This is a genomic window from Magnetospirillum fulvum, from assembly GCF_900108475.1.
Taxonomy (GTDB): Bacteria; Pseudomonadota; Alphaproteobacteria; order Rhodospirillales; family Magnetospirillaceae; genus Phaeospirillum; species Phaeospirillum fulvum_A.
This window is the reverse complement of the sequence record NZ_FNWO01000005.1, coordinates 1-24,985: the sequence shown is the minus strand read 5'-3', so window position 1 is coordinate 24,985 and position 24,985 is coordinate 1. Positions and strand designations below refer to the sequence as shown.

Genomic DNA, 24,985 nt, shown 5'->3' with positions numbered 1-24,985 from the left:
CGTCGCAGGTCTTGCCGGCAATACGACCGATCGCGCGCCCATGCGGCGCCCCGGCTTCGCCGGATCAGACAGCCGCTTGCTCGCGCGCCATGCGTCGCGAGCGGCGCCACGGAGTTATGGATTTAATGGTCAAACGTATGTTGATCGATGCGACGCATCCGGAGGAGACCCGGGTCGTCGTGGTGAATGGGACTCGCCTCGACGAGCTTGATGTCGAAACCTCCACCAAACGGCAGCTGAAGGGGAATATCTACCTCGCCAAGGTCGTCCGCGTCGAGCCGTCGCTTCAGGCGGCGTTCGTCGAATATGGCGGTAACCGCCACGGCTTCCTGGCCTTCAGCGAAATCCACCCGGATTACTTCCAGATCCCGGTTGCCGACCGTCAGGCTCTGATTGCGGCCCAGCGCGCCGAAGTGATGCGGGAAACCGCCGCCGACCGCGACGAGGCGCCCCAGGGCGACGGGGCCGAGGGCAGTGAAACCGGCGAGACCGGCGCGGCCGAAGGCGGCGACGGGAATGGCGGCGACGGGGCCGAGGGCGAGCGCCACCAGACGGTCGAAACCGTCGGCGGCGACGACGACGCCGAGTCCGAACGCCGTCGCGCCAAGCTGCTGCGTAACTACAAGATTCAGGAAGTCATCAAGCGCCGCCAGATCATGCTGGTGCAGGTGGTGAAGGAAGAGCGCGGCAATAAGGGCGCGGCTCTGACCACCTATCTGTCGCTGGCTGGCCGCTATTGCGTCTTGATGCCGAACACCGCGCGGGGCGGCGGGGTGTCGCGTAAGATCGTCAGCGCCACCGATCGGCGGCGGCTGAAGGCGATCGCCAACGAGATCGACGTGCCGGACGGCATGGCGGTGATTATCCGCACCGCCGGGTCCGAGCGGTCGAAGACCGAGATCCGCCGCGATTACGAATATCTGATCCGGATGTGGGAAAGCGTGCGGGAACTGACCCTGCGCTCGACCGCGCCTGCTTTGGTCTATGAAGAAGCCAGCCTGATCAAGCGCTCGATCCGCGATCTGTATTCCCGCGATATCGACGAGGTTCTGGTTGACGGCGACGAGGGCTACCGCCTCGCCAAGGACTATATGCGGATGCTGACTCCCAGCCACGCCAAGAAAGTCCAGCCCTACAAAGACCCGATCATGCCGCTGTTCCACCGCTATCAGGTGGAAACCCAGCTCGATGCGATGCACAGCCCGGTGGTCCAGTTGAAGTCGGGCGGCTATATCGTCATTGCGCAGACCGAGGCGTTGGTCGCGATTGACGTCAATTCCGGCCGCGCCACCCGCGAGCGCCATATCGAAGAGACGGCGGTCAAGACCAACCTGGAGGCCGCCGACGAAGTGGCGCGCCAGTTGCGCCTGCGCGATCTCGCCGGTCTGATCGTGATCGACTTCATCGACATGGAAGAAAGCCGCAACAACCATGCGGTCGAACGCCGGGTCAAGGAAGCGTTGAAGAACGACCGCGCCCGCATCCAGGTCGGCAAGATCAGCGCGTTCGGTCTGCTTGAACTGTCGCGCCAGCGGCTGCGCCCGTCCTTGCAGGAAACCACCTTCACCCCCTGCCGTCATTGCGGCGGGACCGGTCTGGTCCGTTCGGTCGAATCGGCGGCGGTCCATGTGCTGCGCGCGATCGAGGAAGAGGGCATCCGTCGCCGTTCCTCCGAAGTGACGATGTACGTGCCGACTCCGATCGCGCTCTACATCCTCAACCAGAAGCGCGACGCCCTGGCCCTGATCGAGGCGCGCTACGAATTCACCGTGCTGCTGTCGGGTGACGATACCCTGATCCCGCCCGCCTTCCGAATGGATCGGGTCAAGGCCGAGTTCCGCCCCGACGAACCGGCCCGCTCGGTCGTCACGATGGACGACAACATGGCCGCGCGTATCTCGGCCGAGGAAGCCGAGGACGTCGTCGAAGACGAAATCGACGATTCCGAGGGCGAGGGCGAGGACGAGGACGACGAGACCGAGAAGGAGGTCGCCGCTGCGGGGGCCGAAGCCCGGACCGAGGACGGCGACACCGATGCCAACGGGGCCAAGCGCCGCCGTCGTCGCCGCCGCAACAAGCGCAAGCCCGGCGATGCGCCGCAGGACGGACTGGCCGCCGAAGCCGTGCCGGGACAGGCCGTCGTTGCCGTGGACGACGAGTCCGCCGAGGATGATTCCGAGGGAGATGCCGAGGGCGACGAAGCCGACGGCGAAGGCGACGAGGACAGCAACCGTCTTGAGGCGGGCGATGGCGACCAGCCGCGCAAGCGTCGGCGTGGCCGTCGTGGCGGTCGGCGTCGGCGTCGGCGCGAGGATATGGGGCCGGACGGTGTCGAGGGCGAGGCGGGCGACGAACCCGTTGCCGCCGCGACAGGCGAGTCCGCTCCGGTCGTTGAAGAGGTGTCGGACGTTCCGGTGGCGGATGCTCCGGTCGAGATCGTGACCGAAGCCGCTCCCATCATCGAGACGGTCGCCGCTCCGGAGGCCGAACCGGCCCTGGTCGAGTTGGCCGTTGTCGCTCCGTCCGAGCCTGCGCCGGTCGCCGAAGATGTGGCGGAGGAAAAGCCCAAGCGTCGCCGTGCGCCCCGCAAGAAGGTGACGGCCGAAGCCGAGGCCGCTCCTGCTCTGGTCGCCGAGGACGCGGCGGCGGAAAAGCCGAAGCGTCGCCGCGCCCCCCGCAAGAAGGCGGCGGTCGAGGCCGAGGTGGCGTCTGCGCCGCTGTTCGAAACCGCGCCCGCTCCGGCTCCGGTGGTCGAAGTCGAGCCGGTTCCGGTCCAGGTGATCGAGGTTGCTCCGGCTCCCGCTCCCGCACCGGTTGTCGAGGCGGTTCCGGTTCAGGTTCCGGCCCCGGTTGCGGCCGCCGAAGAGGCTGCGGCACCGTTGCCGGTCAATCCGCCCCGTCGCGGCTGGTGGAACCGTCTGGTTCCCTGAGTGATGCGATCGCCCCCTCCGTCTGCCGTGCTTTCGGCGGCGGAGGGGCGCTCCATCGCCGCAGACGATAGATCACGTCCTGAAATCGTCAGGGGGGCAGGGGCGCGGATTTAGCCGCCGTCGGCGACGGTGACGAGATCGACCACCCATTTGACTCCCTCGACCTCGCGGATCACGTCGGCGGCGGTCTCGGCTTGGGCGCGGGTGGCGGCGGTTCCCAACAGATAGACCACGCCATGGACCATCCGCAGGGTAAAGCTGCCGGTCAGGGTCGGGTGAGTCGAGATTTGAGCCAGGATCGCCGCTTCGCGTCCGGGATCGGGGGCAAAGCCGCCCAGCACCGATTTCTCGGCCAATTGCACTTCGTCATGAACATCGACGATCCCAGCAACGGCGCGAACGGTCTGTTCGGCGCGGCGGCGCTGTTCGGGCCGGATCACCGCTCCGGTCAGCAGCGCAGTGCCGTTCCACACCAGGACCGAGACGCCTTGAAACGAATCGCGGTCGGTGTCGGCCAGTTTTGACCGCACGGCGGCAGCCAGGGCATCGTCGCCCGGACGCGCGGTGATCGCCTGTCCCTGGGTCGGGGTCGAGACACCCGGACCGGGGCCGCCCCCGAACGGGGCGCACCCGGCGGGCAGAATCAGGGCCAGGGCCAGAACAAGATCAACCGGACCGCGTCGCCACATCGTCCAGCCCGTCCCCTTCGTCCAAAGCCGCTTCGGTCGCGGCGTCAAGGCGGCGGCCATGGCGATAGCGCCGATACAGCCAGACTCCCAACACCCCCGATGCAATAAACAATATCACGCTGGTGCCGATGCGGAAGACCGGATCGACCTGGATGCCGCTGCCGAGCAGGACAAAGACAAAGGTCTGGGGCAGATAGCCCAAAGCCGAGCCAAGGAAGAACGGTACCGCCCGGACCCCCGACACTCCGGCGGCAAGGTTGGCCAGCAGGTTGCTGCCGATCGGCAGCAGCCGCAGCAGCAGGGACATCGAGAAGGTGTTGCCTTCGAGAAAGGCGTCAAGCCGGGCGATCCGGTCGGGAAAGCGGGTGACGACCAGCGAGCGGCCAAGGAAGCGGGCGTAATAGAAGGCGCAGATACAGCCCAGCACCGAGGCCAAGCTGGACCACAGCACGCCCTCGATGAAGCCGAAGGCATAGCCGCCCAGGAAGCACACCGCCTGACGCGGCAGGCCGATACCGATGAACAGCGCACCGACCATCACGAAGAGGGCGTCACCGCTGAGACCCTTGCCGCGAATCTGGGCATCGATCCAGCCGGTATCGAGGGCGTCGCGAAAGCCAAACCCCTCGATCAGGAATCCTACTGCGACCAGGGTGACGATCAGCACCAGCCCGCGCAGCAGAACCCGGAGGTGAAATCCGGGCGGACGGGAAGGGATCACTCGGGCTTCTCGACCACCGGAACCCGCGACCGACGGATCAGCCACATCACCCCGAGCAGATCGACAATGCCGACCCACAGCCGGTCCCACACCCCGTATTTCGACACGCCGCGTTCGCGCGGGCGGTGATTGACCCGCACCGTCTCGATAGTGCCGCCGGTCCGCATCACCAGGGCCGCCATGAAGCGGTGCATGTGGTCGAAATAGGGCAGTTCGATGAACAGATCGCGCGGCAGCAGCTTGATCCCGCTGCCGGAATCCGGCACTCCGTCGCCCAGCAGCGCGGCGCGGACCCGATTGGCGACGGTCGAGGACAGACGGCGCACCGGATCGTCGCGGCGGTCGGCCCGCCATCCGGTGATCATCAGCCGGGGCCGAACCGTCTCGGGCGCGGCGCGCCAGCGTTCCAGCATCGCGGGCAGGTCGGCCGGATCGTTCTGCCCGTCGCCGTCGAGCGTCGCGATCAGCGGCGCACGGGCGGCACGAACCCCGGTGGCGACCGCGCGGCTTTGGCCGCAGGCGGTTTTGTGCCGCAGCACCACCAGCCGGGAATACAGCTTGCGCGCCTGGATCAGCACCTCGGGCGTGGTATCGGTCGAGCCGTCATCGACATAGATGACCTCGAACGGCACCCGGGTCTTGAGGGCGACGTGGATTTCCCGCAGCAGGGGAAGGATGTTGTCGGCCTCGTTGCGGACCGGCACCACAACCGAGAGTTCTGGCGCCAGGGTCTCCGTCACGACAGCCCCACCTTCCCCATCTCCAGGAACTTGTCCCGCCGCCGCGCCCGCAGCACGCCGCCTTCGATGCCCGACAGGTCGGCCAGCGCCTTTTCCAGGGCATTGCCCAGGGTCTGGACCACCAGCGGGACGTCGCGATGGGCACCGCCCAGCGGTTCGGGAATCTCGGCATCAATCACGCCGAGCTTCAGCAAATCCTGAGCGGTCAGGCGCAATTGCTCGGCGGCGTCCTTGGCGTTTTCGCCCGAGCGCCACAGGATCGAGGCGCAGCCTTCGGGGCTGATCACCGAATAGACCGAATGTTCGAGCATCAGCACGGTGTTGGCGGTGGCAAGAGCGATCGCCCCGCCCGATCCGCCTTCGCCGATGATGGTCGAAACGAACGGCACCCGCAGATTGAGACCGGCATCAATCGACCGGGCGATCGCCTCGGCCTGACCGCGCGCCTCGGCATCGACGCCCGGATAGGCACCGGCGGTGTCAACCAGGGTGATTACCGGAATCTGGAAGTGGTCGGCCAGTTCCATCAGGCGGCGGGCCTTGCGATAGCCCTCGGGCTTCGCCATGCCGAAATTGTGACGAATGCGCCCGTCGGTGTCGTGGCCCTTTTCATGGCCGATCACGACGACCGAGCGGCCGCGAAAGCGTCCCAACCCGCCGACAATGGCCTGATCCTCGGCGAACAGACGGTCGCCAGCCAGAGGCGTGAAGTCCTCGATCAGGGCTTGGATGTAAGCAAGGGCGTGCGGACGCTGTGGGTGGCGCGCCACCTGCGTCTTTTGCCAGGGCGTGAGCTTGGCGTAGGTCGTCCGCAGCAGCTTATCGACCTTGGCCTGGAGCTTGCCTACCTCCTCGGCGATGTTGACTTCACCGCTGTCGGAAAGGTGTCGCAGCTCCTCAATTTTGCCCTCGAGCTCGGCGACGGGCTTTTCGAATTCGAGAATATGCATGGGACGATGTCATACAAGCACCCGCGTCCGGGAGCAAGCGGCGTTGTTGCGATCCGAATTATTCGGCAGCGCACCATGAAGAATCGCCCCCCAGGCGGCGGAATTCGATCTTGGGGCAGCGGTCCATCACCACGCGCAACCCGGCCGCTTCGGCTCGTGCCGCCGCATCGTCGTCGCGCACGCCCAATTGCATCCACACCACCTTGGCCCCGATTGCGACCGCCTGATCGGCGATTGCGCCCGCCGCCTCCGAGCGGCGAAAGATATCGACCATATCGACCGGGTGGGCAATCGAGGCCAGATCGGGATAGACCGGGATCGGGCCGAGCGCGCCTGGGGCCATGGCGGGATTGACCGCGACGATACGGTAGCCCTGGCGGGAGAGGAAGTCCGCCACCTCGTGACTGGGGCGGGTGGGGTCGGCCGAGGCCCCCACTATGGCGATGGTTCGAACCGAGCGCAGGATCGCGCGCAGGGTCTCGTCGGCATAAACCAGGGGGGAATGTGCGCTCATCCTTGGGGGCTCCGTCAGGCGTCGGCGACCGGAAGGGTGACGATGAAGGTGCTTCCTTCGCCTGGGATCGACTCGACCCAGATCCGGCCGCCATGATGTTCGACGATCTTGCGGCAGACCGCCAGCCCGATCCCGGTGCCGTCGAACTGTTCGCGGGTGTGGAGGCGCTGGAACAGCCGGAAGATGCGGTCGAAATAGTCCGGCTCGATCCCGATTCCGTTATCGCTGACCGAAATTTCCCAGTGGATTCCGACGATCTGCCCGGTCACCCCGATCCGCGGCGGGCGGGTGGGATCGCGGTATTTGAGGGCGTTGCCGATCAAATTCTGGAACAGGCTGGTCAGTTGGACCGGGTCACCGCAGACCCGCGCCTCGTCCAACGCGGGGGCGATCGCGATCTCGGCACCGCTTTCCTCGATCCCCACCGCCAGATTACGGATCGCCTGTCCAATTGCGGCTGTGACGGACACGGAATCCTGCGGCGTGCCGGTCCGCCCGATCCGCGAGAAATCGAGCAGGTCGAGAATCAACCGGTCCATCCGCTGCGCCCCCTCCTTGGCGAAGGCGATGAACTGAACCCCCTCGGAATCGATGTTGGGGGTGTAGCGCCGCTCCAGCAGGCCGAGGAAGCCCGACACCATCCTGAGCGGTTCGCGCAGGTCGTGGCTGGCGACATAGGCGAATTGCTCCAGATCGGCGTTGGAGCGGGCAAGGTCGCGGGTCCGATCCTCCAGCGCTCGCAGCACCGTCCGCTCTTCGGTGATGTCCTCAACGATGATGTAGATCGAGCCGGGACCGCCATCGGCCCGGATCCACACCCCGCGCAGCCGTACCGGCACCTCGCCGCCGTCGGCGTGGGGCAGCGTTGTTTCGAACGGGCCGAACGCGCCCTCGGAATCCAACTGCTCGCGCTGTCTTCCTTCCTCGCCGTCGCCGGATTGGGGGATGATGCCGGGTAGGACCGTTCCGGTCAGCGCAGTGCGGCTGGCCCCCACCGTGTTAAGCAGAGCGGCGTTGACGTCAAGAATGCGTCCGTCGGGTTCGGTCCGGCACTTGCCCAGCGGCGACAGGTCGAACATCGCCTGCAAGGTCGCTTCGACGCGGCGGATTTCGGTTAAATCGGTGCTGGTCCCCGACATCCGCAGCGCCCGGCCCGAGAAATCGCGCAGGATATAGCCGCGCATCAGGATCGGCAGGTAATGCCCCCCGGCGTGGCGCAGGCGAATCTCGATCTGGAGGGTGGTCCGCTCCGAGGCGATCACCCGCGCGATTTCGTCCTCGACTCGGGGCTGATCGTCGGGATGAGCCCGGCTCCGCCACATATCGGGAGAGCCGCAGGTTCCGTGCGGGTCGTGACCCAGCATTTCCCACCAGCGCGGCGAGACATACATTTCGTCAAGCAGGATGTCCCAATCCCACCAGCCGTCATTGGCCCCGCGCAACGCCATATCCAGCCGCTCGGCGTGGGAACGGATTTCGGCATGGGCGACTTCCATCGCGGCGATGGCGGCTTCGCGCTCGGCCCAATTGCGCCGCACCGCCCAGGTCAGCAGCAGCGACAGGGCGACAAACCCCGCCGCGACCAGTCCGACCCGCGTCCCCTCGGCCCGCCAGGGTTTCAGATAGGTCTCGTCGGCGGTCCCGACGTTGAAATAGAGCGGCTGTCCCGGCACCTTTCGCAAAAACGACGTTCGCGGCTGTCCGTCCAGTCGCGATACGGCGCGAAAGGAGGCTGCCTCCTGCCCGGCTTCGATCAGGGCGCGGCTTTCGTCCGAGGCGGCGGTGCTGATCGACGCTCCTTCCATCGCCGCAACGGCGGGATAGCGGGCGATGAATTCCATCTGGCGGTTCAAGAGCGAGATGTGCATGCCGCGTTCGGGATGGATGACGGCGAACAGGCCCGCCAGATAATCGGCGGGCAGCACTGCCATCACGATGCCGCCGAACCGTCCCTCTGGCAGGTCGATCCGGTGGCCGATCAGCAGCAGGCGGCGCTGGCCGGTGGGATCGGCGATTGGGCGCGATACCACCAACTCGGCGGCGGAATTGTCGCGCAGATCGGCGAAAAAGGCCAATTGGCCGACCGGCAGATTGGGTGAGTCGCGTGCGCCCGATGTCGTCGGACCAACCCGTCCCTCGGCATCGATCAGGCTGATCTCGGACAATCCCGCGACCCGCCTCCGGTGGCGGTCGAGAAAGGCGGTGACCGTCGTCGGATCGCTCGCCTTCGTCCCGGCATCGCGTCGCGCCGCTTCGTCGGCGATCGTTTGCAGTTCGAGGCTGACATGGCCGAGATAATGATCGATTTCGTCGGCAAGGATGCCCGAGACCATCCGGGCCGAATCCTGGGCCGCTTGTCGTCGTCCGGTCAGGTCGAGCTCAATCGTCACCGCCGCCAGTCCGACCACCATCAGATCGATCAGAACAACGGCGGCGAGTAACCAGCGGGGACGCCGCAGATGGTGGGATATCGCAGGAGGCAGCAATTCGGAATCGCCCCCAATTCAACCAGGGATATTCGGTTCAAGCGAGAGTATTCCACCCCCGGCAGGCTTGCAAGGCTGGGCACCTTGCAGCGGCGACCGGTTCGCGTTAAAGATTCGGCGGAAAGCGACTTGTCGGAGCAACGGCGTGGATTCGGGTCGGGCGGCAATGGATCGAAATGCAGAACAGGTCTGGCTGAAGCCCAGCGGCGCGCCGGTGTCCTGCGTGGAAAAGATCAAGGTCTTAAACGAGAACTATGCCGAACTGAAGGCGTTGGCTCATGACGCGCTCGAGGATGCGCTGATCCTGGGATGCAGCACCGAGCAGTTCCGCCAGATTCTCCACGATATGATCGACGGATTGACCAGCTCGATTGCCGAAAGCGACGAATAGGGCGGGAGCCTCCCCCCCTGTCCAGGCCTTATCCGTCTCCGTCGCGCTCGGCCAGCGTGGCGCGGGCGTCGGCCAGTTCGCGCCCCATCGAGCGCATCGTCGCCAGCATCGACTGAATCAGCGTCGCCAGTCCTTCGGGGGCCTGGTCCATCATCGCCCGGATCGCCTGCTTGGGCAGGATCAGGCAGACGATGTCGTCATCGGCGATCGCGCCTGCCATCCGGGGCGATTCGTCCATCATCGACAATTCGCCGAACACCTGGAACGGGCGGACCATGCCGATGGTGACCCGCCGCCCGGCGACGGTCTTGAAGATTCGCACCGTGCCTTGATGGAGCAGATAGGCTTCGTTGCCGATATCACCCTCGCGGAAGATCACCGTTCCCCGCGAAAAGCTCCGTCTTTGCCCTTCGCCGCCGTTTTTTTCCGCCATGATGTCCCATCTCCTCCGGTCCGGCCGCCGTCTAATCCAGCATAACACCGCCCCGGATCGGCAAAAGCTGCGATTCGTCCTTGACGGGCCGGTCCGCTCACCGTAAAAACTCGGCTTCCTCCGGCACAGCCTGATCGATCACGGTCGGGCGTGAGCCGGCGCCCGTATTCTAGCGAGGATTTTCGACATGGCACGTCGCTGCGCCATCACCGGCAAGGGCGTTCTGACCGGCAACAACGTCAGCCACGCCAACAACAAGTCCCGGCGGCGGTTCCTGCCCAATCTCCAGGAAGTGTCGCTCCTGTCCGACGCCCTGAACCAGACTGTTCGTCTGCGTCTGTGCACCAACGGGCTGAAGACCGTCGAGCATAATGGCGGCATCGACGCCTATCTGCTGTCGGTGACCGATTCCAAGCTGCCCGAGGACGCGCGTCGCCTGAAGCGTCGCATTCAGCGCGCTCTGGCTGCCAAGCCGGTTGCCGCCTAACCGGATTTCCGGTTTCGCGAAGGTTTGAAAGAGGGTCCGCTCCGGCGGGCCCTCTTTTCGCGTGTCTGGGTGGCTTTGGGGCTGGGCCATCCGACATGGCGGGGCCGGGGCCGGGTCCGATCGGGGGAGGCGGGTTACGCCCGCAATTCCATCTGGATCGGCCCCTGTTCGCGGCCGTGGATGAACTGATCGACGAAGGGATTGCCCGAGGATTCGATATCCTTGGCCGGGCCAACCCAGATCAATTGCCCCTTATAGAGCATCGCGATGCGGTCGGCGATCTTGCGGGCGCTGGCCATGTCGTGGGTGATCGAAAGCGCGGTTGCCCCCATGTCCTTGACGCATTTGACGATCAGGCTGTTGATGACGTCGGCCATGATCGGATCGAGGCCGGTTGTCGGCTCGTCGAAAAAGATGATCTCGGGATTGGTGGCGATGGCGCGGGCCAGCGCGACGCGCTTTTGCATCCCCCCCGACAGTTCCGACGGGAACAGGTTGCCCGACGCCGCCGACAGCCCGACCTGGGCCAGCTTGTCAAAGGCGATGTCGCGGGCCTTGGCGCGGGCCATCCGCTGGCCCTGGATCAGGCCGAAGGCGACGTTCTCCCACACCTTCAGCGAGTCGAACAGCGCGCCGCCCTGGAACAGCATCCCGAACTTGCGCATCACCTGATCGCGCTCGCGGGCGCGGATGCCGACGACTTCCTCGCCGTCGATCCGGATCGAGCCGTGCTCGGGCCGCAGCAGGCCCAGGATGCATTTCAGCATCACCGATTTGCCGGTGCCAGAGCCGCCGATTACCACCACGGATTCGCCGCGGGCAACCGACAGGTTGATCCCGTCCAGAACGACCTTGGGGCCAAACGATTTGTGAACGTCGGTCAAAACGATCTTGGGCGGGACAGAGGTCACCGGAAACGCCTCACTGGCCGAAGAACAGGGCGGTGATCAGGTAATTGAACACCAGGATCATGATCGCCGACGAGACCACGGCGTTGGTGGTGGCGGCGCCGACACCCTGGGCTCCGCCTCTGGAATAATAGCCGTTATAACAGCCGAGCAGGGTGATCATGAACCCGAACACGGCGGCCTTGGTCAGGCCCGAGATCACGTCGAGCGGTTCGAGATATTCCCAGGTGCGCGAGATATAGGTGGCCGAGTTGAAGCCCAGCTTGTAGACGCCGACGATATAGCCGCCGAACACGCCGATGATGTCGGCGATCAGCACCAAGAGGGGCATCATCAGGGTTCCGGCCAGCAGGCGCGGCGACACCAGATATTTGAACGGATTGGTCGATAGGGTGGTCAGGGCGTCGATCTGCTCGGTGACGCGCATCGTGCCGATTTCGGCGGCCATCGAGGCTCCGATCCGGCCCGCCACCATCAGTCCGGCCAGAACCGGGGCCAGTTCGCGGGTTACCGACAGCACCACCACCGTCGCCACCGCGCCTTCGGCCGAGAAGCGGGCGAAGCCGGAATAGCTTTGCAGCGCCAGCACCATCCCGGTGAAGATCGCGGTCAGCCCCACCACCGGCAGCGAGTAATAGCCGATTTCGACCATCTGGCGCAGCAGCAGGCGGGGATAGAAGGGCGGCCGCACCGTGTGCGACACCGCCAGCGCGGTAAAAGCCGAGACCCGACCGATCTGCGACAGGAAGGCGATGAAGACGCGGCCGATGGCGGCAAGAAGATTGGTCACGCCTGCGCCTCCTGGGCGCCGGTCAGCCAACGGCGATGGTGACGCCGTCCCAACGCGGTCAGAATTTCGTATCCGATCGTGCCGGCATCGGCGGCGACGTCATCGACGGTGAAATCGGGGCCGATCAGATCGATCAGCGCGCCGGGATGGGCCTGATCCGGCGGTACGGCGCTGACATCGAAGCAGGCCAAATCCATCGACACCCGTCCGACCAGCGGCACCTTCACCCCTCCGATCCAGCCATGACCGCGATTGCCGAGCGAGCGGAACCAGCCATCGGCATAACCGACCGCCACGGTTGCGATCCGGCCCGGACCGGTGACGCGGTGGGTGGCACCATACCCAACGGTCCGGGGGCTGTCAACGTCGCGGACTTGAAGGATTTTTCCTTGCAAACGAACCACTTGGGCCATCGGATTGGGACGGTCGGGGGTGGGGTTGAGGCCGTACAGCGCCGCCCCGGGACGGACCAGATCGAAATGATACGTCCGTCCCAGGAAACACCCGCCCGAGGCGGACAGGCTGAGCGGCATCGCTGGCAGGCGGGCGGCCAGCCGGGTGAACAGCATCCGCTGTTCGTCGTTCATCGGGTTGTCGCGCTCGTCGGCGCAGGCCAGATGGGACAAAGCGAGAATCGGGCGGACCCCGGCCAAGACGCCGGGGCGGGCGGCGAGCCGGTCCAGTTCGGCCTCGTCCAGCCCGAGACGGTTCATTCCGGTGTCGATGTGGATTGCCGCCGCCGGAGCGCCACTGCCCGCCTTGGCGAAGTTCGACCAAGCGGTGATCTGCCCCAGGCTGTTCAACACCGGCACCAGGGAATGGGCGGCAAAGTCGGCTTCGGTGCCGGGAAACGCCCCGTTCAGCACCAGGATCACGGCGGCGGGCACCAGCGGGCGCAGGGCGATGCCCTCGTCCAGGGTGGCGACGATGAAGGTCTTGCACCCGGCGGCGGCCAGTGCCGGGGCGATCTGCGCCGCGCCCAGGCCATAGGAATCGGCCTTGACCACGGCGGCGGCCTCGGCGGGCGCGACGCCCAGCGAAATCAGCCGCCAATTGGCGACGATCGCCTCGACGTCGATGGTCAACAGACTTCCGGCATGGGAAGGGTCGGTCATGGCTTCCCTCTCAAAATCCCGGCTCTTCGTAATGGCCGGCAGTGGCGAGATTGCCGAACTTGGTGAATTCGCCGCGGAACGACAGCCGCACCGTCCCCACCGGGCCGTGACGCTGCTTGGCGACGATCACTTCGGCGGTATTCCACACTTCCTCGCAGCGCTGTTGCCAGCGGGCATGACGATCGTTGAACTTGTCCTCGGCCTCGTCGGGTCGGCGGCCGGGCTCGGCTCGTTCAAGATAATATTGTTCGCGGAAAACGAACATCACGACGTCGGCGTCTTGTTCGATCGAGCCGGATTCGCGCAAGTCCGACAATTGGGGCCGTTTATCCTCGCGCGATTCGACGGCGCGCGACAACTGGGACAGCGCGATCACCGGCACCGACAATTCCTTCGCCAGCGCTTTTAAGCCGCGGGTGATCTCGGAGACTTCCTGGACCCGGCTTTCCGAGGTCGCGCCCGAGCCCCGCAGCAATTGCAGGTAATCAATCACGATCAGCCCCAGCCCGTGCTGGCGCTTCAGCCGCCGGGCGCGGGTCCGCACCGCCGAGATCGACAACGCCGGGGTGTCGTCGATGAACAGCGGCAGCTTGTGCAGGTTCTGGGCGGCGATGACGAGGCGTTCGAACTCGTCGTTGGCCAGTTCGCCCTGGCGGATCTTGTGGCTGGCGATCTCGGCCTGTTCGGCCAGGATGCGGGTGGCGAGCTGTTCCGCCGACATTTCCAGCGAGAAGAAGGCGGTGATCGCCCCATCGACCGCCTTTTTGCGGCCGAGCGAATCGATCTCCTCGCGATAGGCGCTGGCGGCGTTGAAGGCGATGTTGGTGGCCAGCGCGGTCTTACCCATCGACGGGCGTCCGGCCAGGATCAACAGATCGGATTCGTGTAATCCGCCCAGCTTCGAATCGATATCGACCAGCCCGGTCGGCACTCCCGACAGCTTGCCCTGGCGCTTGTGGGCGGCCTCGGCGGCGGCGACGGCGGCGACCAGGACGGTGTTGAAGGCTTCGAACCCGCCCTCGGTCTGGCCGGTGGTGGCAAGGTCGTACAGCTTGGCTTCGGCGGTGCCGATCTGGTCGGTGGCCGAACTGTCGAGATCGGCGGCGAAGGCGGTATTGACCATGTCTTCGCCAAGCCCGATCAACTCGCGGCGCAGATGGAGGTCGAACACCAGCTTGCCGTAATCCTCGGCATTGATCACCGACACCACCGCATTGGCCAATTGGGCCAGATAGGGGATGCCGCCGATTTCGGCCAGCCCGCCGTCGCTTTCGAAATAGGTCTTCAGCGTCACCGGGTTGGCCATCTGGCCGCGTTCGATCAGCTTGCCGCAGGTGGCGAAGATCCGCCCGTGTACCGGGTCGGCGAAATGTTCGGGCCGCAGGAATTCCGAGACGCGCTCATAGGCGCGGTTCGACAGCAAGATCGCGCCCAACAGCGCCTGTTCCGCCTCGAAATTGTGCGGCGGAACCCGTATCGCCGACGATTCGGCCGGGACGGGAGGCGGTTTGGGCAGGTGGGAGGACATGGTCACCCGACTCTAGCCCGGATTTTCCGGCCTGTCACCCCACTGGACGGGGCGGGGGGCTTTTGCCTATAGTCCCCACCGCAACACCGAGATGGATCGAGGACGAGGATGGCGACCTTCGGCACCCTGTTATTCACCTGGGTCAATGGCAAACTGGTCGGAACCGATCCCGATGGAAACCGCTATTATACCGAGCGGACGCCATCGCGTCGCCGCCAACGCCGCTGGGTGATCTATAAGGGACGACCCGAAGCGTCGCGGGTGCCGCCGGAATGGCACGCGTGGCTGCATCACACCGCCCCGGCTCCGTTGAACGCGGTCGGGCGCTGGCCGTGGCAAAAGCCGCACCAGCCCAACCCCACCGGCTCGGCCCAGGCCTATCTGCCGCCGGGGCACGATCTGGCCGGGGGCAAGCGCGACCGCGCCACCGGCGATTACGAAGCCTGGACCCCCTGATCCCATCGCCAGGGGACGGGGGAACCAAGGGCTTTGCTGGAATTTTAGGAAGGGGGAGGGATGTCCAACCGCTCGGATCGCGACGCCATCATTGGTGGCGGTGTCCTGCTGGCCGGGACGCTGTCGATGATGCTGGCCTTTTTCGTGGGCGATCACGCCAGGAAGGACGAAGACAGCTTTTCCGTCACGGCCCGCTTCAACCGGGCCGACGGGATCGTCGTCGGCAGCCCGGTCCGCCTGTCCGGGGCTCCGATCGGCACGGTTTCAGCCCAGGCGCTCGACGACAAATACCGGGCGCTGCTGACCCTCACCCTGCATGGCAACGTCCATCTCCCCGCCGACAGCACCGCGCTGATTCACACCGACGGTTTGCTGGGGGCGAAATATGTCGAGTTGCGGCCGGGCGGCGACGATGCCCTGCTGAAACCCGGCCAGGAAATCGAATATACCCAGGACGCGGTGGTGATCGAGGATCTGCTCGACATGATTATTCAGCAGGCGCGGGCCAAGCGCGGCTATCTCGACAAACCGCTGCCGACGACCAGCAACTGAAACGGGTGACCCATGGGACGGACTGTTATCGAAACCATCATGGGCGCGGTGGTGCTGGCGGTGGCCGGGGTGTTCATGGCCTTTGCCTGGTCGCACGCCAGTTTCAGCAAGGTCGAAGGCTATGAGGTCAGCGCGACCTTCACCAGCGTCGGCGGGCTTGACGCCGGGGCCGACGTCAAGATCAACGGGATCAAGGTCGGCACCGTGCTGGGCCAGTCGCTCGACCCGCAGACCTTCGATGCGGTGGTCAAGATGTCGATTGCCCACACGATCCGCCTGCCCGACGACACCGTCGCCAGCATTTCCAGCGAAGGGTTGCTGGGCGGCAAGTTCGTCAAGCTGACCCCGGGCAAATCGTCGGTAACCATCGCCACCGGCGGCCGGTTGGGGCCGACCCGCAGCTTTAAGTCGATCGAGGAAATGGTCGGCCAGTTGATCTTCCTCGCCACCTCGGAGAACCAGCCGCCCGCAGCGGCTCCGGCACCCGCCCCGGTTCCGTAACGCGCGCTCGCTCAGAACAATGAGGCCCCGCCCGGCATTGCCAGGGCAGGAATGACCATGCCGAAATTGCCCTGCCGGTCCTTTTTTTCCTCCTCCGTTTGGGTGGGGGAGGCAGAGGTGGCGTGTTCCTGCGCGGCCAGGACGGTCGAGGCGGCCTTGGCCACCCTGGTGACCGTGCTGCCCTGACTCTGATTGTCGTTGGCGCTAGAGGTGCTTTGGTTGGACGCGGACGCGCTGTCCGTGCTGGCCAGGGTTGTGGCCAGACGCTTTTCGACCTCGTCCTTGATCCGCGCCTCAAGGGTCTGGCGGATCACGCTGCCCATCGTGGCGATGTCGTCCTCGGTCAGGCCCATTTCCGCGATGATTCTCTTGCGAAGTTCTTCTTTCAGCTTCTCGATCTGGGTGTCGCGGACCCAGGCGGTGAAGCCTTTTTCGCGGATTTCGGCAAATTCGGCGTCTTGCGCCTGCTTCTTGGCGGCGGCGCGGTTGGCCGCCTCAACCGCGGCGCTGAACCCGCTGCCGGTCGTTAGCCCGGACAGGGTGGATTCCGACGTCGTCAACGACGCGCTTGCACCTTGCGTTGTTTGCGATGTTGGATCGATCATTGTCTTACCCCCAAGGGAACGCCCTATGCCGTGGAAAATGCAAGCAGCGGGCCAAATCGAAGGGAACGTCAGCGCATGAACCGATCCGTCGCCGTCCTTTTCGCCATTCTTTTCGTCATCGCTGCCGCGGGGCAGGCGGCCGAGACCGTGCCGCAATCGCGGGAACAGATCCGTCTGACCTTTGCCCCGGTGGCGCGGCAGGTGGCTCCGGCGGTGGTCAACATCTATACCCGGCGGGTGGTGCGCGCCTCTGCCTCGCCGATGTTCGCCGACCCGTTCTTTCGCCGCTTCTTCGGCGACGTTCCCGGCCTGACCCAGGACCGGGTGCAACGCTCGCTGGGCTCGGGGGTGCTGATCGGGGCCGAGGGGACGGTGGTGACCAATCACCACGTCATCAAGGACGCCGACGAAGTGACGGTGGTGCTGTCCGACCGCCGCGAGTTCGAGGCCCGCATCGTCGGCAGTGACGAGCACACCGACCTGGCCGTGTTGAAGATCACGGCGAAGGGCGAGACCTTCCCCACCCTGCCGCTGGGGGATTCCGACCGGCTTGAGGTCGGCGATCTGGTGCTGGCGATCGGCAATCCGTTCGGGGTGGGCCAGACGGTGACCCAGGGCATCGTCTCGGCGCTGGCCCGCACCAATGTCGGCGTGTCGGACTTCCGCTCCTTCATCCAGACCGACGCCTCGATCAATCCGGGCAATTCCGGCGGCGCGCTGGTCGATATGGATGGTCGTCTGGTCGGGATCAATTCGGCGATCTATTCCCGCGACGGCGGATCGAACGGGATCGGCTTTGCCATTCCGACCGCGTTGGTCCGTACCGTCGTTGCCGGTCTGTCCAAGGGCGGCAAGGTGGTGCGGCCGTGGCTGGGAGCGGCGACCCAGGCGGTGACCGCCGATCTGGCCCAGGCGCTGGGCCTGCCCCGTCCGGTCGGGGTGCTGGTCAGCAGCGTCAGCAAGGACTCGCCCGCCGCCCGCGCCGGGTTGAAGGATGGCGACGTCATCACCGGGATCAATGGCCGTGAGGTTGACGATCCCGAGGGGCTGCGCTTCCGTCTCGCCACGCTCGATCTGGGTGGCGAGGCCAAACTGACGGCGCTGCGGGGTGGAGCCGAGCGGAGTTTCTCCGTCCGGCTGATCGCGCCGCCCGAAGACCCGCCGCGCGACCGCAGCGAAATTTCCGGGCGGAACCCGTTCTCGGGCGCAGTGCTGGTTAACCTTAATCCGGCCTTGGCCGACGAAATCGGGCTCGATTCGACCCTGACCGGGGTGATGATCCTGGAAATCCGCGGCGGCTCGGTGGCGCAGCGTCTTGGGCTTCAGCCCGGCGACCGGCTGTTGCGGATCAACGACCGTCCGGTTGCCACCGTCGCCGAGGCCCGGCGGTTGTTGTCGGGCGAGTTGCCGCGCTGGAGTCTGATGATCAGCCGCAACGGTCAGACCCTGACCCAGGTGATCGAGGGATGATGAGACCCGTCCCCCGGCGATTGAGGGGCAACCCCTGGAGCGCAGCGACTGGCGCGTTGAGCGCCCGCGCGGTCATCCGCGCGAAAGCCAAGCGAGGGGACCGAGCGCCGGCGCCTGAGGCTATGATCGAGAGCGCAGCGACTGGCGCATTGAGCGCCCGCGCCCCACGGCGCGAAAGCCAAGCGAGGGGACCGAGCGCCCGGCGATTGAGGGGCAACCAATGACCTCTCCTCCCTCCCTCTTCGACAACGGCAACGACCGCCCGTTGGCAGAGCGGTTGCGGCCGTCCACGCTGGGGGAGGTGGTGGGACAGGAGCATCTGCTGGCCTCCGACGCGCCGCTGGGGCGGATGCTGGCGGCGGGGCGGATGGCCTCGGTGATTCTGTGGGGGCCGCCCGGCTGCGGCAAGACCACGATCGCCCGGCTGCTGGCGGAACGGGTCGGGCTGGAGTTCGAGCCGCTGTCGGCGGTGTTTTCCGGCGTCGCCGATCTGCGCAAGGTGTTCGAGGCAGCCCGCAAGCGGCGCGAGGCCGGGCGCGGCACCTTGCTGTTCGTCGATGAGATCCATCGCTTCAACCGGGCGCAGCAGGACGGCTTCCTGCCCTATGTCGAGGATGGGACGGTGGTCCTGGTCGGAGCCACCACCGAAAATCCGTCGTTCGAGTTGAACGGGGCGCTGTTGTCGCGGATGCAGGTGCTGGTGCTGCACCGGCTGGACGAGGCGGCGCTGGAAGGCTTGCTGGTCCGAGCCGAAACCGTGCTGGGCCATGTCTTGCCGCTCGATCCCGACGCCCGCGCCGCGTTGAAGGCGACCGCCGACGGCGACGGCCGTTTCCTGCTCAATCTGGCCGAGGAATTGGCGGTGCTGCCGCCCGAGCCGCCGCTCGACCCGGCGGCGCTGGCCCGCGCGATCAGCCGCCGCGCCCCCGCCTATGACAAGGACCGCGAGGGGCATTACAACCTGATCAGCGCGCTGCATAAAAGCCTGCGCGGCTCGGACACCGACGCGGCGCTGTACTGGATGGCGCGGATGCTGGCGGGGGGCGAGGACCCGTTGTTCATCGCCCGTCGCCTGACCCGCTTTGCGGTCGAGGATATCGGGCTGGCCGATCCTAATGCGGTGGTCCAGGCGCTGGCGGCGTGGGATGTCTATGAGCGGCTGGGCAGCCCGGAAGGCGAACTGGCCCTGGCGCAATTGGTGATCTATCTCGGCACCGCGCCGAAATCGAACGCGGCGTATATGGCCTATAAAGGCGCGGTGAAGGCGGCAGGCGAGACCGGCTCGCTGATGCCGCCGCCGCATATCTTGAACGCGCCGACCCGGCTGATGAAAGATTTGGGCTATGGGCGCGGCTATCAGTACGACCACGACACCGCCGAGGGCTTTTCCGGCCAGAATTACTTCCCCGAGGGGATGGCGCGGCGGCGGTTCTATCGTCCGGTCGAACGGGGCTTCGAGCGGGAGATCGTCAAGCGGCTGGCCTATTGGGACCGGCTGCGCCAGCGCAACGGGGGGGAGGGGGAATGAAGGTCACGCTGAATGCCGACCTGGGCGAAGGCTTCGGGCCGTGGACGATGGGCGACGATGCGGCGCTGTTGCCGCTGATCGGCTCGGCCAGTCTGGCCTGCGGCTTCCATGCGGGCGATCCGGCGACGATGCTGCGGGTGGCAAAACTGGCGCAGGCCGCCGGGGTTAGCGTCGGGGCCCATCCCGGCTTCGACGATCTGCGCGGCTTTGGCCGCCGCCGGATCGAGACCGATCCCGCCGAAATCCCGGCGATGCTGGCCTATCAGGTCGGTGCGCTCAGCGCGGTCTGCGCCCTGGTCCGCCACCGCGTCACCCACGTCAAGCCGCACGGGGCGCTCTATACGATGGCCTGTGCCGATCCCGCCCTGGCCGGGGCGGTGGCGGGCGCGGTCGCCGGGCTTAACCGGACCCTGATCCTGGTCGCGCCCGCCGGGTCGGCGCTGGCGGTGGCGGCGGGGCGCTATGGGCTGCGGCTGGCGGCTGAAGCCTTCTGCGACCGTGGCTACGAGGCCGATGGCAGCCTGACTCCGCGCGGGGTGGCCGGGGCGGTGATCGACGATCCGTCCGAAGCCGCTGCCCGTGCCGTCGCCATGGTGCGCGATCAGGCGGTGGTGACCCGCCAGGGCAAGGTGCTGCCGACCCGGATTGATACCCTGTGTCTGCACGGCGATTCGCCCGCCGCGGCCGCGATCGCCCGTGCCGTCGTGGCGGCGCTGGACGAGGCCGGAATCAGCCGGGTCTCACTGCCCGAACTGAATTTGGGGTAAACTCCGCCCCTTGGTCCAGCGAAGGCCGGGGAGATAGGGGAGAACGGCGATGTCAAATCTGTTGCGTTACCTTCCGGCACTGATCGCCGGTGTCGGGCTGGTGGGGTGTCTGTTGCCGTTCGGCGATACCTCCGGCCACGATTACGCCAACCTGCTCTCGTTGCCCGATGCCTATGCCCAGGCCAGCAAATTCACCGGGATGATGAGCTTTGGCGACTCGACCGGGGATTCGGCGCTGCCGGTGTGGATCGCCCGGCTGGTCTATCTCGCCCCGCTGGCCGCAATCGCGGTGATCGTCCAGACCGTGCGCGGGCAGTCCGGACGCTGGCTTCAGGCGCTGGCCGCCGCGATCTGGGTCGCGGTGCCGGTCTTCGTTCCCTATCTCGCCTCGCGGGCGATGATCGAGTCGATCCCGGTGCTGCGCGAGATGTCGAAAGTGTTCGGCGGCGGTGCCGAATTCTCGGTCGCCCTGGGGACCGGCGGCTGGGTTCTGGTGATCGCCGCGATCTTGATGATGTTGTCGGCGCTCAACCTGCTCCGCTCGTCGGGCGACCGGTAGCGACAAAAAAGGGGCGGGCCGATCGGACCCGCCCCAACGCGACGAATGGAGCAATGCGGGGCTATTTCTTGGGGGCATAGTCCCAATTGGCGCCGTATCCGCGAGCCCAATACCCATGGTCGCGCCACGTATAGGCATAGGGGTCGGCGATCTGGGGTTTGATCGTCGTCACCATCGCGACGGGAAGCGGCTCGGCGGCCAGACTGGCCTCTCCGTGCGCTCCCCGCGTGAACGGCACCACCGAGACAGCCAGGTAGCGACCGTCCTTGAAGCCCTGGGTGCGGGTATAGGTGATGTTGTTATAGACATCGACGCCGGTATTGGCGCTCCACAGGCTGTGCTTGGTGCCGGTCAGCAGGGCGGCGCTGAACCGGCGCTGCCATGCCTCGGCGACATAGACGATGTCTTCGTTCTCGTTGGTGGGGTGATAGCGGCTGCCCAGCCGGTTGACGATGTTGACCGAATAGCCCGGCACCATCGCATGGGCCTCGTCGGTGACGGTGACGTCGAGCGTCTCGCCCGCCGCATCGTGCAAGGCGTTGACGATCAACGGGATATCCGTCTGGATCGCCGGATCGACCAGCGAGGTATAGAGCACCTGATTGACCGTCTCGACCACGGGGCGGGTCCGGGGATCATAGGGATTGGCGACCGGTTCCAGCACCTGGAGCGACCGTTCGGCCCGGTTGTAGACGGCGATCGAGCCGACCAGGGCGGTAAGGTCGTTCTGGTACGCGCCAGCGGGCGCGACCGAGCGCAATTCCGCGGGCGGAACCAGATTGACCGGTCTTGTTTCGCTGGCGTAATGCACGCTGGAGCAGGCACCCAACGCGGCGGGTAGGGCGAATGCGATCACCGCGGTGATTCGGGACTTTCTCATCATGTCTTCTCCCACATCTCTGGTTCGGCGGGATGGCGGCCGCGGCGAAGGACGGCCGCCAGCCGGATGATCAGTAGTCGAACAGGATTTCAACGCGGCGCGCATGTCCGTCATAAGACGAACCCCAACTGTCGCCGGGACGCGATTCGATCACCGGGGCGGTGCCGCCCAGCCGGACGATTTCCGCCGCCACCTTTTCGGCCCGCTGGTGGGCGAGACGGACATTGGTCGATACCGAACCGGTACGGTCGGTAAAGCCGATCACCCGGACGACCTTGGGATGGTGGGTCTTTTCGGCGGCAACCACCTGCTTTAGCCGTTCGATCGCCTCGGCCGACAATTGGCTGGAGCCCGAGGCGAAAAACACGGCATGGCCGCCATTATAGCCATACACCCCGCCCCATCCGTGGCCGTAATAGCCGCGACCGGCATCGCCATAGGCATAGCCGCCATAGCCGCCGATGCCCCAGGCATTGCCCGCCAGGGTGACTTCGACACGACGGTTACGCGGTTCGACGGCATTGTCCCCGGTGGGAACCTGTGGATTGGTCTCGCCCAGGGCATCCTCGGCGATCAGGCCGGGGGGAACGCCCAGCTTGACCAGTTCGGCGGTGACCACGTCGGCGCGATGACGGGCCAGACGCAAATTCTGTTCAACCGAGCCTACCGCGTCGGTAAAGCCCGCGACAGAGACGAGAGGGGCGCGCAATTGCGCCTGGGTCGCGGCCGCTTCGCCCAGGGTCTGCCGCGATTGGGGGCCAAGCTCGGCCGAGCCCAGGCCGAAGGTCACCACGTAGCGGCGCTGGGCCTCGACGGGTCCGGCGGCGGTCGGAGCGGGCTTCTTCAGCATCGGTTCGTGGGTGAGAAAGGTGGTGCGGCACGTCCCGTTCGGTCGGCCCTCGGCCTCCTGCTCAAGCCAGCAATCGAAGGCAACCTGGGCCTTGGCGGCGGCGGCGGGAACCCTTTCGGCGGCACCGCCAGCCAGATAGGTCATCAGACGTCCGCGGGCGGCGGCCAGTTCCGGAATTCGCGTCGCCGGAACCTTGCGTCCGGTCAGTTCGTCGGGGGCGACCGCTTCGCCGTCAGCGACCCGCAACGCCTTGCGGGCGGTTCCGGCGGCATCGACCCATTCGACTTCGGTCTGGACCTGCGATCTGGTATAGGCCTGATATTCCTGGAACAGCGACCGGGTAAACGCGGTGCCGCCCTCGGCGCGGGCGCTTAGAACCTTCTGGACGTCGTTGACCTCCGCCGGGACCGCGCAGGCGGCCAGGGTGGCGGTCGCACCAATTCCTGCCCACCGTATGATGTTCTTCATGTCTCACTCCTCGTTTAACCAAAGAGGTTGTCTGGATGGATTGGACAGAGTGACGGTTCGGGAAATCTGCTCTCCGGTTCATGCTCTGGCCGTCGGAGCGTGAAAGGGGCCGTGCCCTGGATTGTACCCAGGACCTTAAGGATACGCCCATCAGATTAGGCGAGTATGGCGTGATGATACGCTTCATATGGCGTATGTCTAGATGGGGCGGCGTCAGACGGGAATTTTGTCCCTGCCGCGGACCTTGGTCGGCGGGCGAGGGGAGCGGGCGGCCGTGTCGGCCGCGCGGCCCGGAGCGTGGTCCGGGCCGCCTATTCTACACAGAAAGTCTCCGGGGCGCGCGGCGGGCCCCGGTCAGGCCGGGCTTATGAGCCTTGGGCGACGGCGGCGTCGCGCTTGGCCAGAATGCCGTCCCTGACGCTGATCCCCATCAGCGTCAGCAGAACGAGACCGGCGACCAGCTCGATTCCCTGGAAGACGAGAAACAGGGTGGCGTCGTAGCTGTCGCTTTGCACCATCGCATCGAGCACCAGCGTCGCTGGCAGCAGAATCACGATCCCAATCGCGACGATCAGGCGCAGCCGCCGCCGCTTGCGGTCGGTGATCGGACCGGGGCGGGCGCGGCCCAGGATCAGGCCGGTTCCGGCGGTCAGCATCGTCAGCGGGGTCAGCAGGAACAGGGTCCAGACCACCACCTCTTTGATGAAGGCGAGCATCTCGCGGTCGGCGAACAGACCGGCCGCGACGGCGGACCCCCAGATCAGGACGAACAGGCCGAGCGTCGCGCGCGCGGCCAACGGATGGATTAGTTCGGCGAAAAGCATGCTCGGTTCCTTTGGCAGAAGACATCCCCCTCCCGGCGCGCGTGCCGTCCGGCCGGGTGTCGCGGCGCAGTATCACCGTGGCGCGGGAGGGCGCGCAACCCTTCGATACGGCACACGCGGAAAGGAGGCGGCGAGAGGCCCTCCGCCCCAGGGCGGACGAAAAAAGAGAGGCGGGGACGAGCGTCCGCTCCGCCTCTCTGGCCCCATCGTCACGCCGATTTACTTCGCGGCGGTCTTGGCCGTCTTTTCGACGGTGATGATCGCGACCCGTTCCATCGGCTCGCTATCCGGCAGGGGCTGGATGACGATCCGGGCCGCGTCGATGCCGTGCTTCTGCAAGTGTTCCGAGACAAAGGTGGCTCGCGACAACGCGACCTTGGCGTTGGTGGTTCCTTTTTTCGGCGCGACATTATCGACATGGCCGACGATGGTGATTTTCCCGCTGACTTTTTTCAACGCGGCCACAGCCTTGCCGAGTTCGTCATCGCCCGCCGCCGTCCACTGCTGTCCGGTTAAACGTCACGGTCATAGCAGCACCATCTGATTGGGGTCGATTCTTGGTTGAGGATCTCCCCCGATCAGTCGGTCGATGCGCTTTCGGTGCATGAGATTGGCGCGAACGAGCCGGGCAAAGGCGAGCGGGCTTTGGATGGTTTTCTGGGTGGCCTGGGCCATTCGGAGCAAGAGGAAGGCGATCAGGGCGACGGCGATCTGGATTCGAACGGCATTCTCGCTGTTTCCGAGGAAATGGCGGATTTTCAGGGTCTGCTTGACCCATCGGAAGAACAGTTCGATGGCCCAGCGCCGTTTGTAGAGATCGGCGATCTCCTGGGCGGTGGCATC

General features: G+C 65.9%; 26 protein-coding genes and 1 pseudogene. 10 read left to right on the top strand and 17 right to left on the bottom strand.

All coding sequences use genetic code 11. From position 1 onward, the window contains the following. Nucleotides 1-125 precede the first annotated feature (125 nt). Nucleotides 126-2,930, top strand: a complete 2,805-nt coding sequence (locus BLW40_RS06945; RefSeq protein WP_074766913.1) for a ribonuclease E/G — start codon at nt 126-128, stop codon at nt 2,928-2,930. A 110-nt stretch (nt 2,931-3,040) separates the two neighbouring features. Here BLW40_RS06945 and BLW40_RS06940 read toward each other — a convergent pair whose 3' ends face one another. Genes BLW40_RS06940 through BLW40_RS06915 form a run of 6 tightly spaced genes read right to left on the bottom strand, consistent with a single transcriptional unit; the run spans nt 3,041 to nt 9,030 of the window. Further along, nucleotides 3,041-3,619, bottom strand: a complete 579-nt coding sequence (locus BLW40_RS06940) for a BON domain-containing protein (protein WP_074766911.1) — start codon at nt 3,617-3,619, stop codon at nt 3,041-3,043. Next, nucleotides 3,597-4,340 (bottom strand): TVP38/TMEM64 family protein, encoded by a 744-nt coding sequence (locus tag BLW40_RS06935; protein ID WP_074766910.1) that lies wholly within the window; start codon nt 4,338-4,340, stop codon nt 3,597-3,599. The genes BLW40_RS06940 and BLW40_RS06935 overlap by 23 nt, the downstream gene beginning before the upstream one ends. Further along, a complete protein-coding gene (locus BLW40_RS06930) occupies nt 4,337-5,080 on the bottom strand; it encodes a glycosyltransferase family 2 protein (RefSeq protein ID WP_074766908.1) in 744 nt (247 codons plus the stop codon). The genes BLW40_RS06935 and BLW40_RS06930 overlap by 4 nt, the downstream gene beginning before the upstream one ends. Continuing rightward, nucleotides 5,077-6,030, bottom strand: a complete 954-nt coding sequence (locus BLW40_RS06925) for an acetyl-CoA carboxylase carboxyltransferase subunit alpha (protein ID WP_074766906.1) — start codon at nt 6,028-6,030, stop codon at nt 5,077-5,079. Before BLW40_RS06925 ends, BLW40_RS06930 begins: the two co-directional genes overlap by 4 nt. Nucleotides 6,031-6,088: 58 nt before the next feature. Beyond that, the gene (locus tag BLW40_RS06920; protein WP_074766904.1) at nt 6,089-6,544 is read right to left on the bottom strand and encodes a CoA-binding protein; all 456 of its coding nucleotides are present in this window, start codon (nt 6,542-6,544) and stop codon (nt 6,089-6,091) included. A gap of 14 nt (nt 6,545-6,558) precedes the next feature. Further along, nucleotides 6,559-9,030, bottom strand: coding sequence for an ATP-binding protein (locus BLW40_RS06915; RefSeq protein WP_074766902.1), 2,472 nt, complete (start codon nt 9,028-9,030; stop codon nt 6,559-6,561). 166 nt (nt 9,031-9,196) lie between these two features. Here BLW40_RS06915 and BLW40_RS06910 point away from each other — a divergent pair, with 166 nt between their 5' ends. Beyond that, nucleotides 9,197-9,421 (top strand): hypothetical protein, encoded by a 225-nt coding sequence (locus tag BLW40_RS06910; RefSeq protein WP_074766901.1) that lies wholly within the window; start codon nt 9,197-9,199, stop codon nt 9,419-9,421. Between the two features lie 28 nt (nt 9,422-9,449). Here BLW40_RS06910 and BLW40_RS06905 read toward each other — a convergent pair whose 3' ends face one another. After that, nucleotides 9,450-9,854, bottom strand: coding sequence for a Crp/Fnr family transcriptional regulator (locus BLW40_RS06905; RefSeq protein WP_074766899.1), 405 nt, complete (start codon nt 9,852-9,854; stop codon nt 9,450-9,452). Nucleotides 9,855-10,041: 187 nt separating this feature from the next. On the opposite strand from BLW40_RS06905, the gene rpmB reads away from it, so the two are divergent. Further along, nucleotides 10,042-10,341: a 50S ribosomal protein L28 gene (gene rpmB, locus BLW40_RS06900; protein WP_074766897.1), complete on the top strand. Its 300-nt coding sequence runs from the start codon at nt 10,042-10,044 to the stop codon at nt 10,339-10,341. Nucleotides 10,342-10,475: 134 nt separating this feature from the next. On the opposite strand, the gene BLW40_RS06895 is transcribed toward rpmB, so the two are convergent. The 4 genes from BLW40_RS06895 to BLW40_RS06880 are packed head-to-tail and all read right to left on the bottom strand — an operon-like array spanning nt 10,476 to nt 14,682. Continuing rightward, nucleotides 10,476-11,252, bottom strand: a complete 777-nt coding sequence (locus BLW40_RS06895; protein ID WP_074766895.1) for an ABC transporter ATP-binding protein — start codon at nt 11,250-11,252, stop codon at nt 10,476-10,478. Nucleotides 11,253-11,262: 10 nt separating this feature from the next. Continuing rightward, nucleotides 11,263-12,039, bottom strand: coding sequence for an MlaE family ABC transporter permease (locus BLW40_RS06890; RefSeq protein ID WP_074766893.1), 777 nt, complete (start codon nt 12,037-12,039; stop codon nt 11,263-11,265). Then, nucleotides 12,036-13,154: an alanine racemase gene (gene alr / locus BLW40_RS06885; protein ID WP_074766891.1), complete on the bottom strand. Its 1,119-nt coding sequence runs from the start codon at nt 13,152-13,154 to the stop codon at nt 12,036-12,038. Before alr ends, BLW40_RS06890 begins: the two co-directional genes overlap by 4 nt. Before the next feature lie 10 nt (nt 13,155-13,164). Beyond that, nucleotides 13,165-14,682, bottom strand: coding sequence for a replicative DNA helicase (locus BLW40_RS06880; protein ID WP_074766889.1), 1,518 nt, complete (start codon nt 14,680-14,682; stop codon nt 13,165-13,167). Between the two features lie 108 nt (nt 14,683-14,790). On the opposite strand from BLW40_RS06880, the gene BLW40_RS06875 reads away from it, so the two are divergent. From BLW40_RS06875 to mlaD (BLW40_RS06865), 3 genes are read left to right on the top strand one after another with little or no spacing between them, the layout of a single operon-like run. After that, complete coding sequence (locus tag BLW40_RS06875; RefSeq protein ID WP_074766887.1) at nt 14,791-15,138, top strand: NADH:ubiquinone oxidoreductase subunit NDUFA12; 348 nt, start codon at nt 14,791-14,793, stop codon at nt 15,136-15,138. A gap of 60 nt (nt 15,139-15,198) precedes the next feature. Beyond that, nucleotides 15,199-15,690 carry an outer membrane lipid asymmetry maintenance protein MlaD gene (mlaD, locus tag BLW40_RS06870; protein ID WP_074766885.1) on the top strand — a complete coding sequence of 164 codons (492 nt, stop codon included), beginning with the start codon at nt 15,199-15,201 and terminating at the stop codon, nt 15,688-15,690. 12 nt (nt 15,691-15,702) lie between these two features. Then, nucleotides 15,703-16,191, top strand: coding sequence for an outer membrane lipid asymmetry maintenance protein MlaD (mlaD, locus tag BLW40_RS06865; RefSeq protein WP_074766883.1), 489 nt, complete (start codon nt 15,703-15,705; stop codon nt 16,189-16,191). 11 nt (nt 16,192-16,202) lie between these two features. Here the strand turns inward: mlaD (BLW40_RS06865) and BLW40_RS06860 are convergent, their stop codons facing one another. Continuing rightward, the gene (locus BLW40_RS06860) at nt 16,203-16,751 is read right to left on the bottom strand and encodes a hypothetical protein (protein ID WP_074766881.1); all 549 of its coding nucleotides are present in this window, start codon (nt 16,749-16,751) and stop codon (nt 16,203-16,205) included. A 120-nt stretch (nt 16,752-16,871) separates the two neighbouring features. Between BLW40_RS06860 and BLW40_RS06855 the strand changes: the two genes are divergently transcribed. From BLW40_RS06855 to BLW40_RS06840, 4 genes are all read left to right on the top strand, one after another. Further along, nucleotides 16,872-18,266, top strand: a complete 1,395-nt coding sequence (locus BLW40_RS06855) for a DegQ family serine endoprotease (RefSeq protein ID WP_074766879.1) — start codon at nt 16,872-16,874, stop codon at nt 18,264-18,266. A 220-nt stretch (nt 18,267-18,486) separates the two neighbouring features. After that, entirely contained in the window at nt 18,487-19,794 is a 1,308-nt protein-coding gene (locus BLW40_RS06850; RefSeq protein ID WP_074766877.1) for a replication-associated recombination protein A, read from the top strand. Further along, on the top strand, nt 19,791-20,561 hold the full coding sequence (locus tag BLW40_RS06845) for a LamB/YcsF family protein (RefSeq protein ID WP_074766875.1): 771 nt from the start codon (nt 19,791-19,793) through the stop codon (nt 20,559-20,561). The genes BLW40_RS06850 and BLW40_RS06845 overlap by 4 nt, the downstream gene beginning before the upstream one ends. Before the next feature lie 49 nt (nt 20,562-20,610). Next, nucleotides 20,611-21,120: a hypothetical protein gene (locus BLW40_RS06840; RefSeq protein WP_074766873.1), complete on the top strand. Its 510-nt coding sequence runs from the start codon at nt 20,611-20,613 to the stop codon at nt 21,118-21,120. Nucleotides 21,121-21,181: 61 nt separating this feature from the next. Here BLW40_RS06840 and BLW40_RS06835 read toward each other — a convergent pair whose 3' ends face one another. The 5 genes and pseudogenes from BLW40_RS06835 to BLW40_RS06815 form a co-directional block, all read right to left on the bottom strand. Then, nucleotides 21,182-22,003: a hypothetical protein gene (locus BLW40_RS06835; RefSeq protein ID WP_211656738.1), complete on the bottom strand. Its 822-nt coding sequence runs from the start codon at nt 22,001-22,003 to the stop codon at nt 21,182-21,184. A gap of 67 nt (nt 22,004-22,070) precedes the next feature. Then, the gene (locus BLW40_RS06830; RefSeq protein WP_074766871.1) at nt 22,071-23,318 is read right to left on the bottom strand and encodes an OmpA family protein; all 1,248 of its coding nucleotides are present in this window, start codon (nt 23,316-23,318) and stop codon (nt 22,071-22,073) included. Between the two features lie 365 nt (nt 23,319-23,683). Continuing rightward, nucleotides 23,684-24,142 (bottom strand): hypothetical protein, encoded by a 459-nt coding sequence (locus BLW40_RS06825; protein WP_074766869.1) that lies wholly within the window; start codon nt 24,140-24,142, stop codon nt 23,684-23,686. Between the two features lie 219 nt (nt 24,143-24,361). Then, a pseudogene (locus tag BLW40_RS06820) lies at nt 24,362-24,628 on the bottom strand (OmpA family protein); the annotation flags it as partial. 39 nt (nt 24,629-24,667) lie between these two features. Further along, nucleotides 24,668-24,985, bottom strand: a 318-nt coding sequence (locus BLW40_RS06815; protein WP_139305528.1) for a transposase, incomplete at its 5' end; no start/stop codon positions are given.

What these genes read in the sequence shown, in the direction of transcription:
- BLW40_RS06945 (WP_074766913.1), top strand. Translation starts at nt 126, where the DNA reads ATGGTCAAACGTATGTTGATCGATGCGACGCATCCGGAGGAGACCCGG.
- BLW40_RS06940 (WP_074766911.1), bottom strand. Translation starts at nt 3,619, where the DNA reads ATGTGGCGACGCGGTCCGGTTGATCTTGTTCTGGCCCTGGCCCTGATT.
- BLW40_RS06925 (WP_074766906.1), bottom strand. Translation starts at nt 6,030, where the DNA reads ATGCATATTCTCGAATTCGAAAAGCCCGTCGCCGAGCTCGAGGGCAAA.
- BLW40_RS06920 (WP_074766904.1), bottom strand. Translation starts at nt 6,544, where the DNA reads ATGAGCGCACATTCCCCCCTGGTTTATGCCGACGAGACCCTGCGCGCG.
- BLW40_RS06910 (WP_074766901.1), top strand. Translation starts at nt 9,197, where the DNA reads ATGGATCGAAATGCAGAACAGGTCTGGCTGAAGCCCAGCGGCGCGCCG.
- BLW40_RS06905 (WP_074766899.1), bottom strand. Translation starts at nt 9,854, where the DNA reads ATGGCGGAAAAAAACGGCGGCGAAGGGCAAAGACGGAGCTTTTCGCGG.
- rpmB (WP_074766897.1), top strand. Translation starts at nt 10,042, where the DNA reads ATGGCACGTCGCTGCGCCATCACCGGCAAGGGCGTTCTGACCGGCAAC.
- alr (WP_074766891.1), bottom strand. Translation starts at nt 13,154, where the DNA reads ATGACCGACCCTTCCCATGCCGGAAGTCTGTTGACCATCGACGTCGAG.
- BLW40_RS06880 (WP_074766889.1), bottom strand. Translation starts at nt 14,682, where the DNA reads ATGTCCTCCCACCTGCCCAAACCGCCTCCCGTCCCGGCCGAATCGTCG.
- BLW40_RS06875 (WP_074766887.1), top strand. Translation starts at nt 14,791, where the DNA reads ATGGCGACCTTCGGCACCCTGTTATTCACCTGGGTCAATGGCAAACTG.
- mlaD (WP_074766885.1), top strand. Translation starts at nt 15,199, where the DNA reads ATGTCCAACCGCTCGGATCGCGACGCCATCATTGGTGGCGGTGTCCTG.
- mlaD (WP_074766883.1), top strand. Translation starts at nt 15,703, where the DNA reads ATGGGACGGACTGTTATCGAAACCATCATGGGCGCGGTGGTGCTGGCG.
- BLW40_RS06855 (WP_074766879.1), top strand. Translation starts at nt 16,872, where the DNA reads ATGAACCGATCCGTCGCCGTCCTTTTCGCCATTCTTTTCGTCATCGCT.
- BLW40_RS06850 (WP_074766877.1), top strand. Translation starts at nt 18,487, where the DNA reads ATGACCTCTCCTCCCTCCCTCTTCGACAACGGCAACGACCGCCCGTTG.
- BLW40_RS06845 (WP_074766875.1), top strand. Translation starts at nt 19,791, where the DNA reads ATGAAGGTCACGCTGAATGCCGACCTGGGCGAAGGCTTCGGGCCGTGG.
- BLW40_RS06840 (WP_074766873.1), top strand. Translation starts at nt 20,611, where the DNA reads ATGTCAAATCTGTTGCGTTACCTTCCGGCACTGATCGCCGGTGTCGGG.
- BLW40_RS06835 (WP_211656738.1), bottom strand. Translation starts at nt 22,003, where the DNA reads ATGATGAGAAAGTCCCGAATCACCGCGGTGATCGCATTCGCCCTACCC.
- BLW40_RS06830 (WP_074766871.1), bottom strand. Translation starts at nt 23,318, where the DNA reads ATGAAGAACATCATACGGTGGGCAGGAATTGGTGCGACCGCCACCCTG.
- BLW40_RS06825 (WP_074766869.1), bottom strand. Translation starts at nt 24,142, where the DNA reads ATGCTTTTCGCCGAACTAATCCATCCGTTGGCCGCGCGCGCGACGCTC.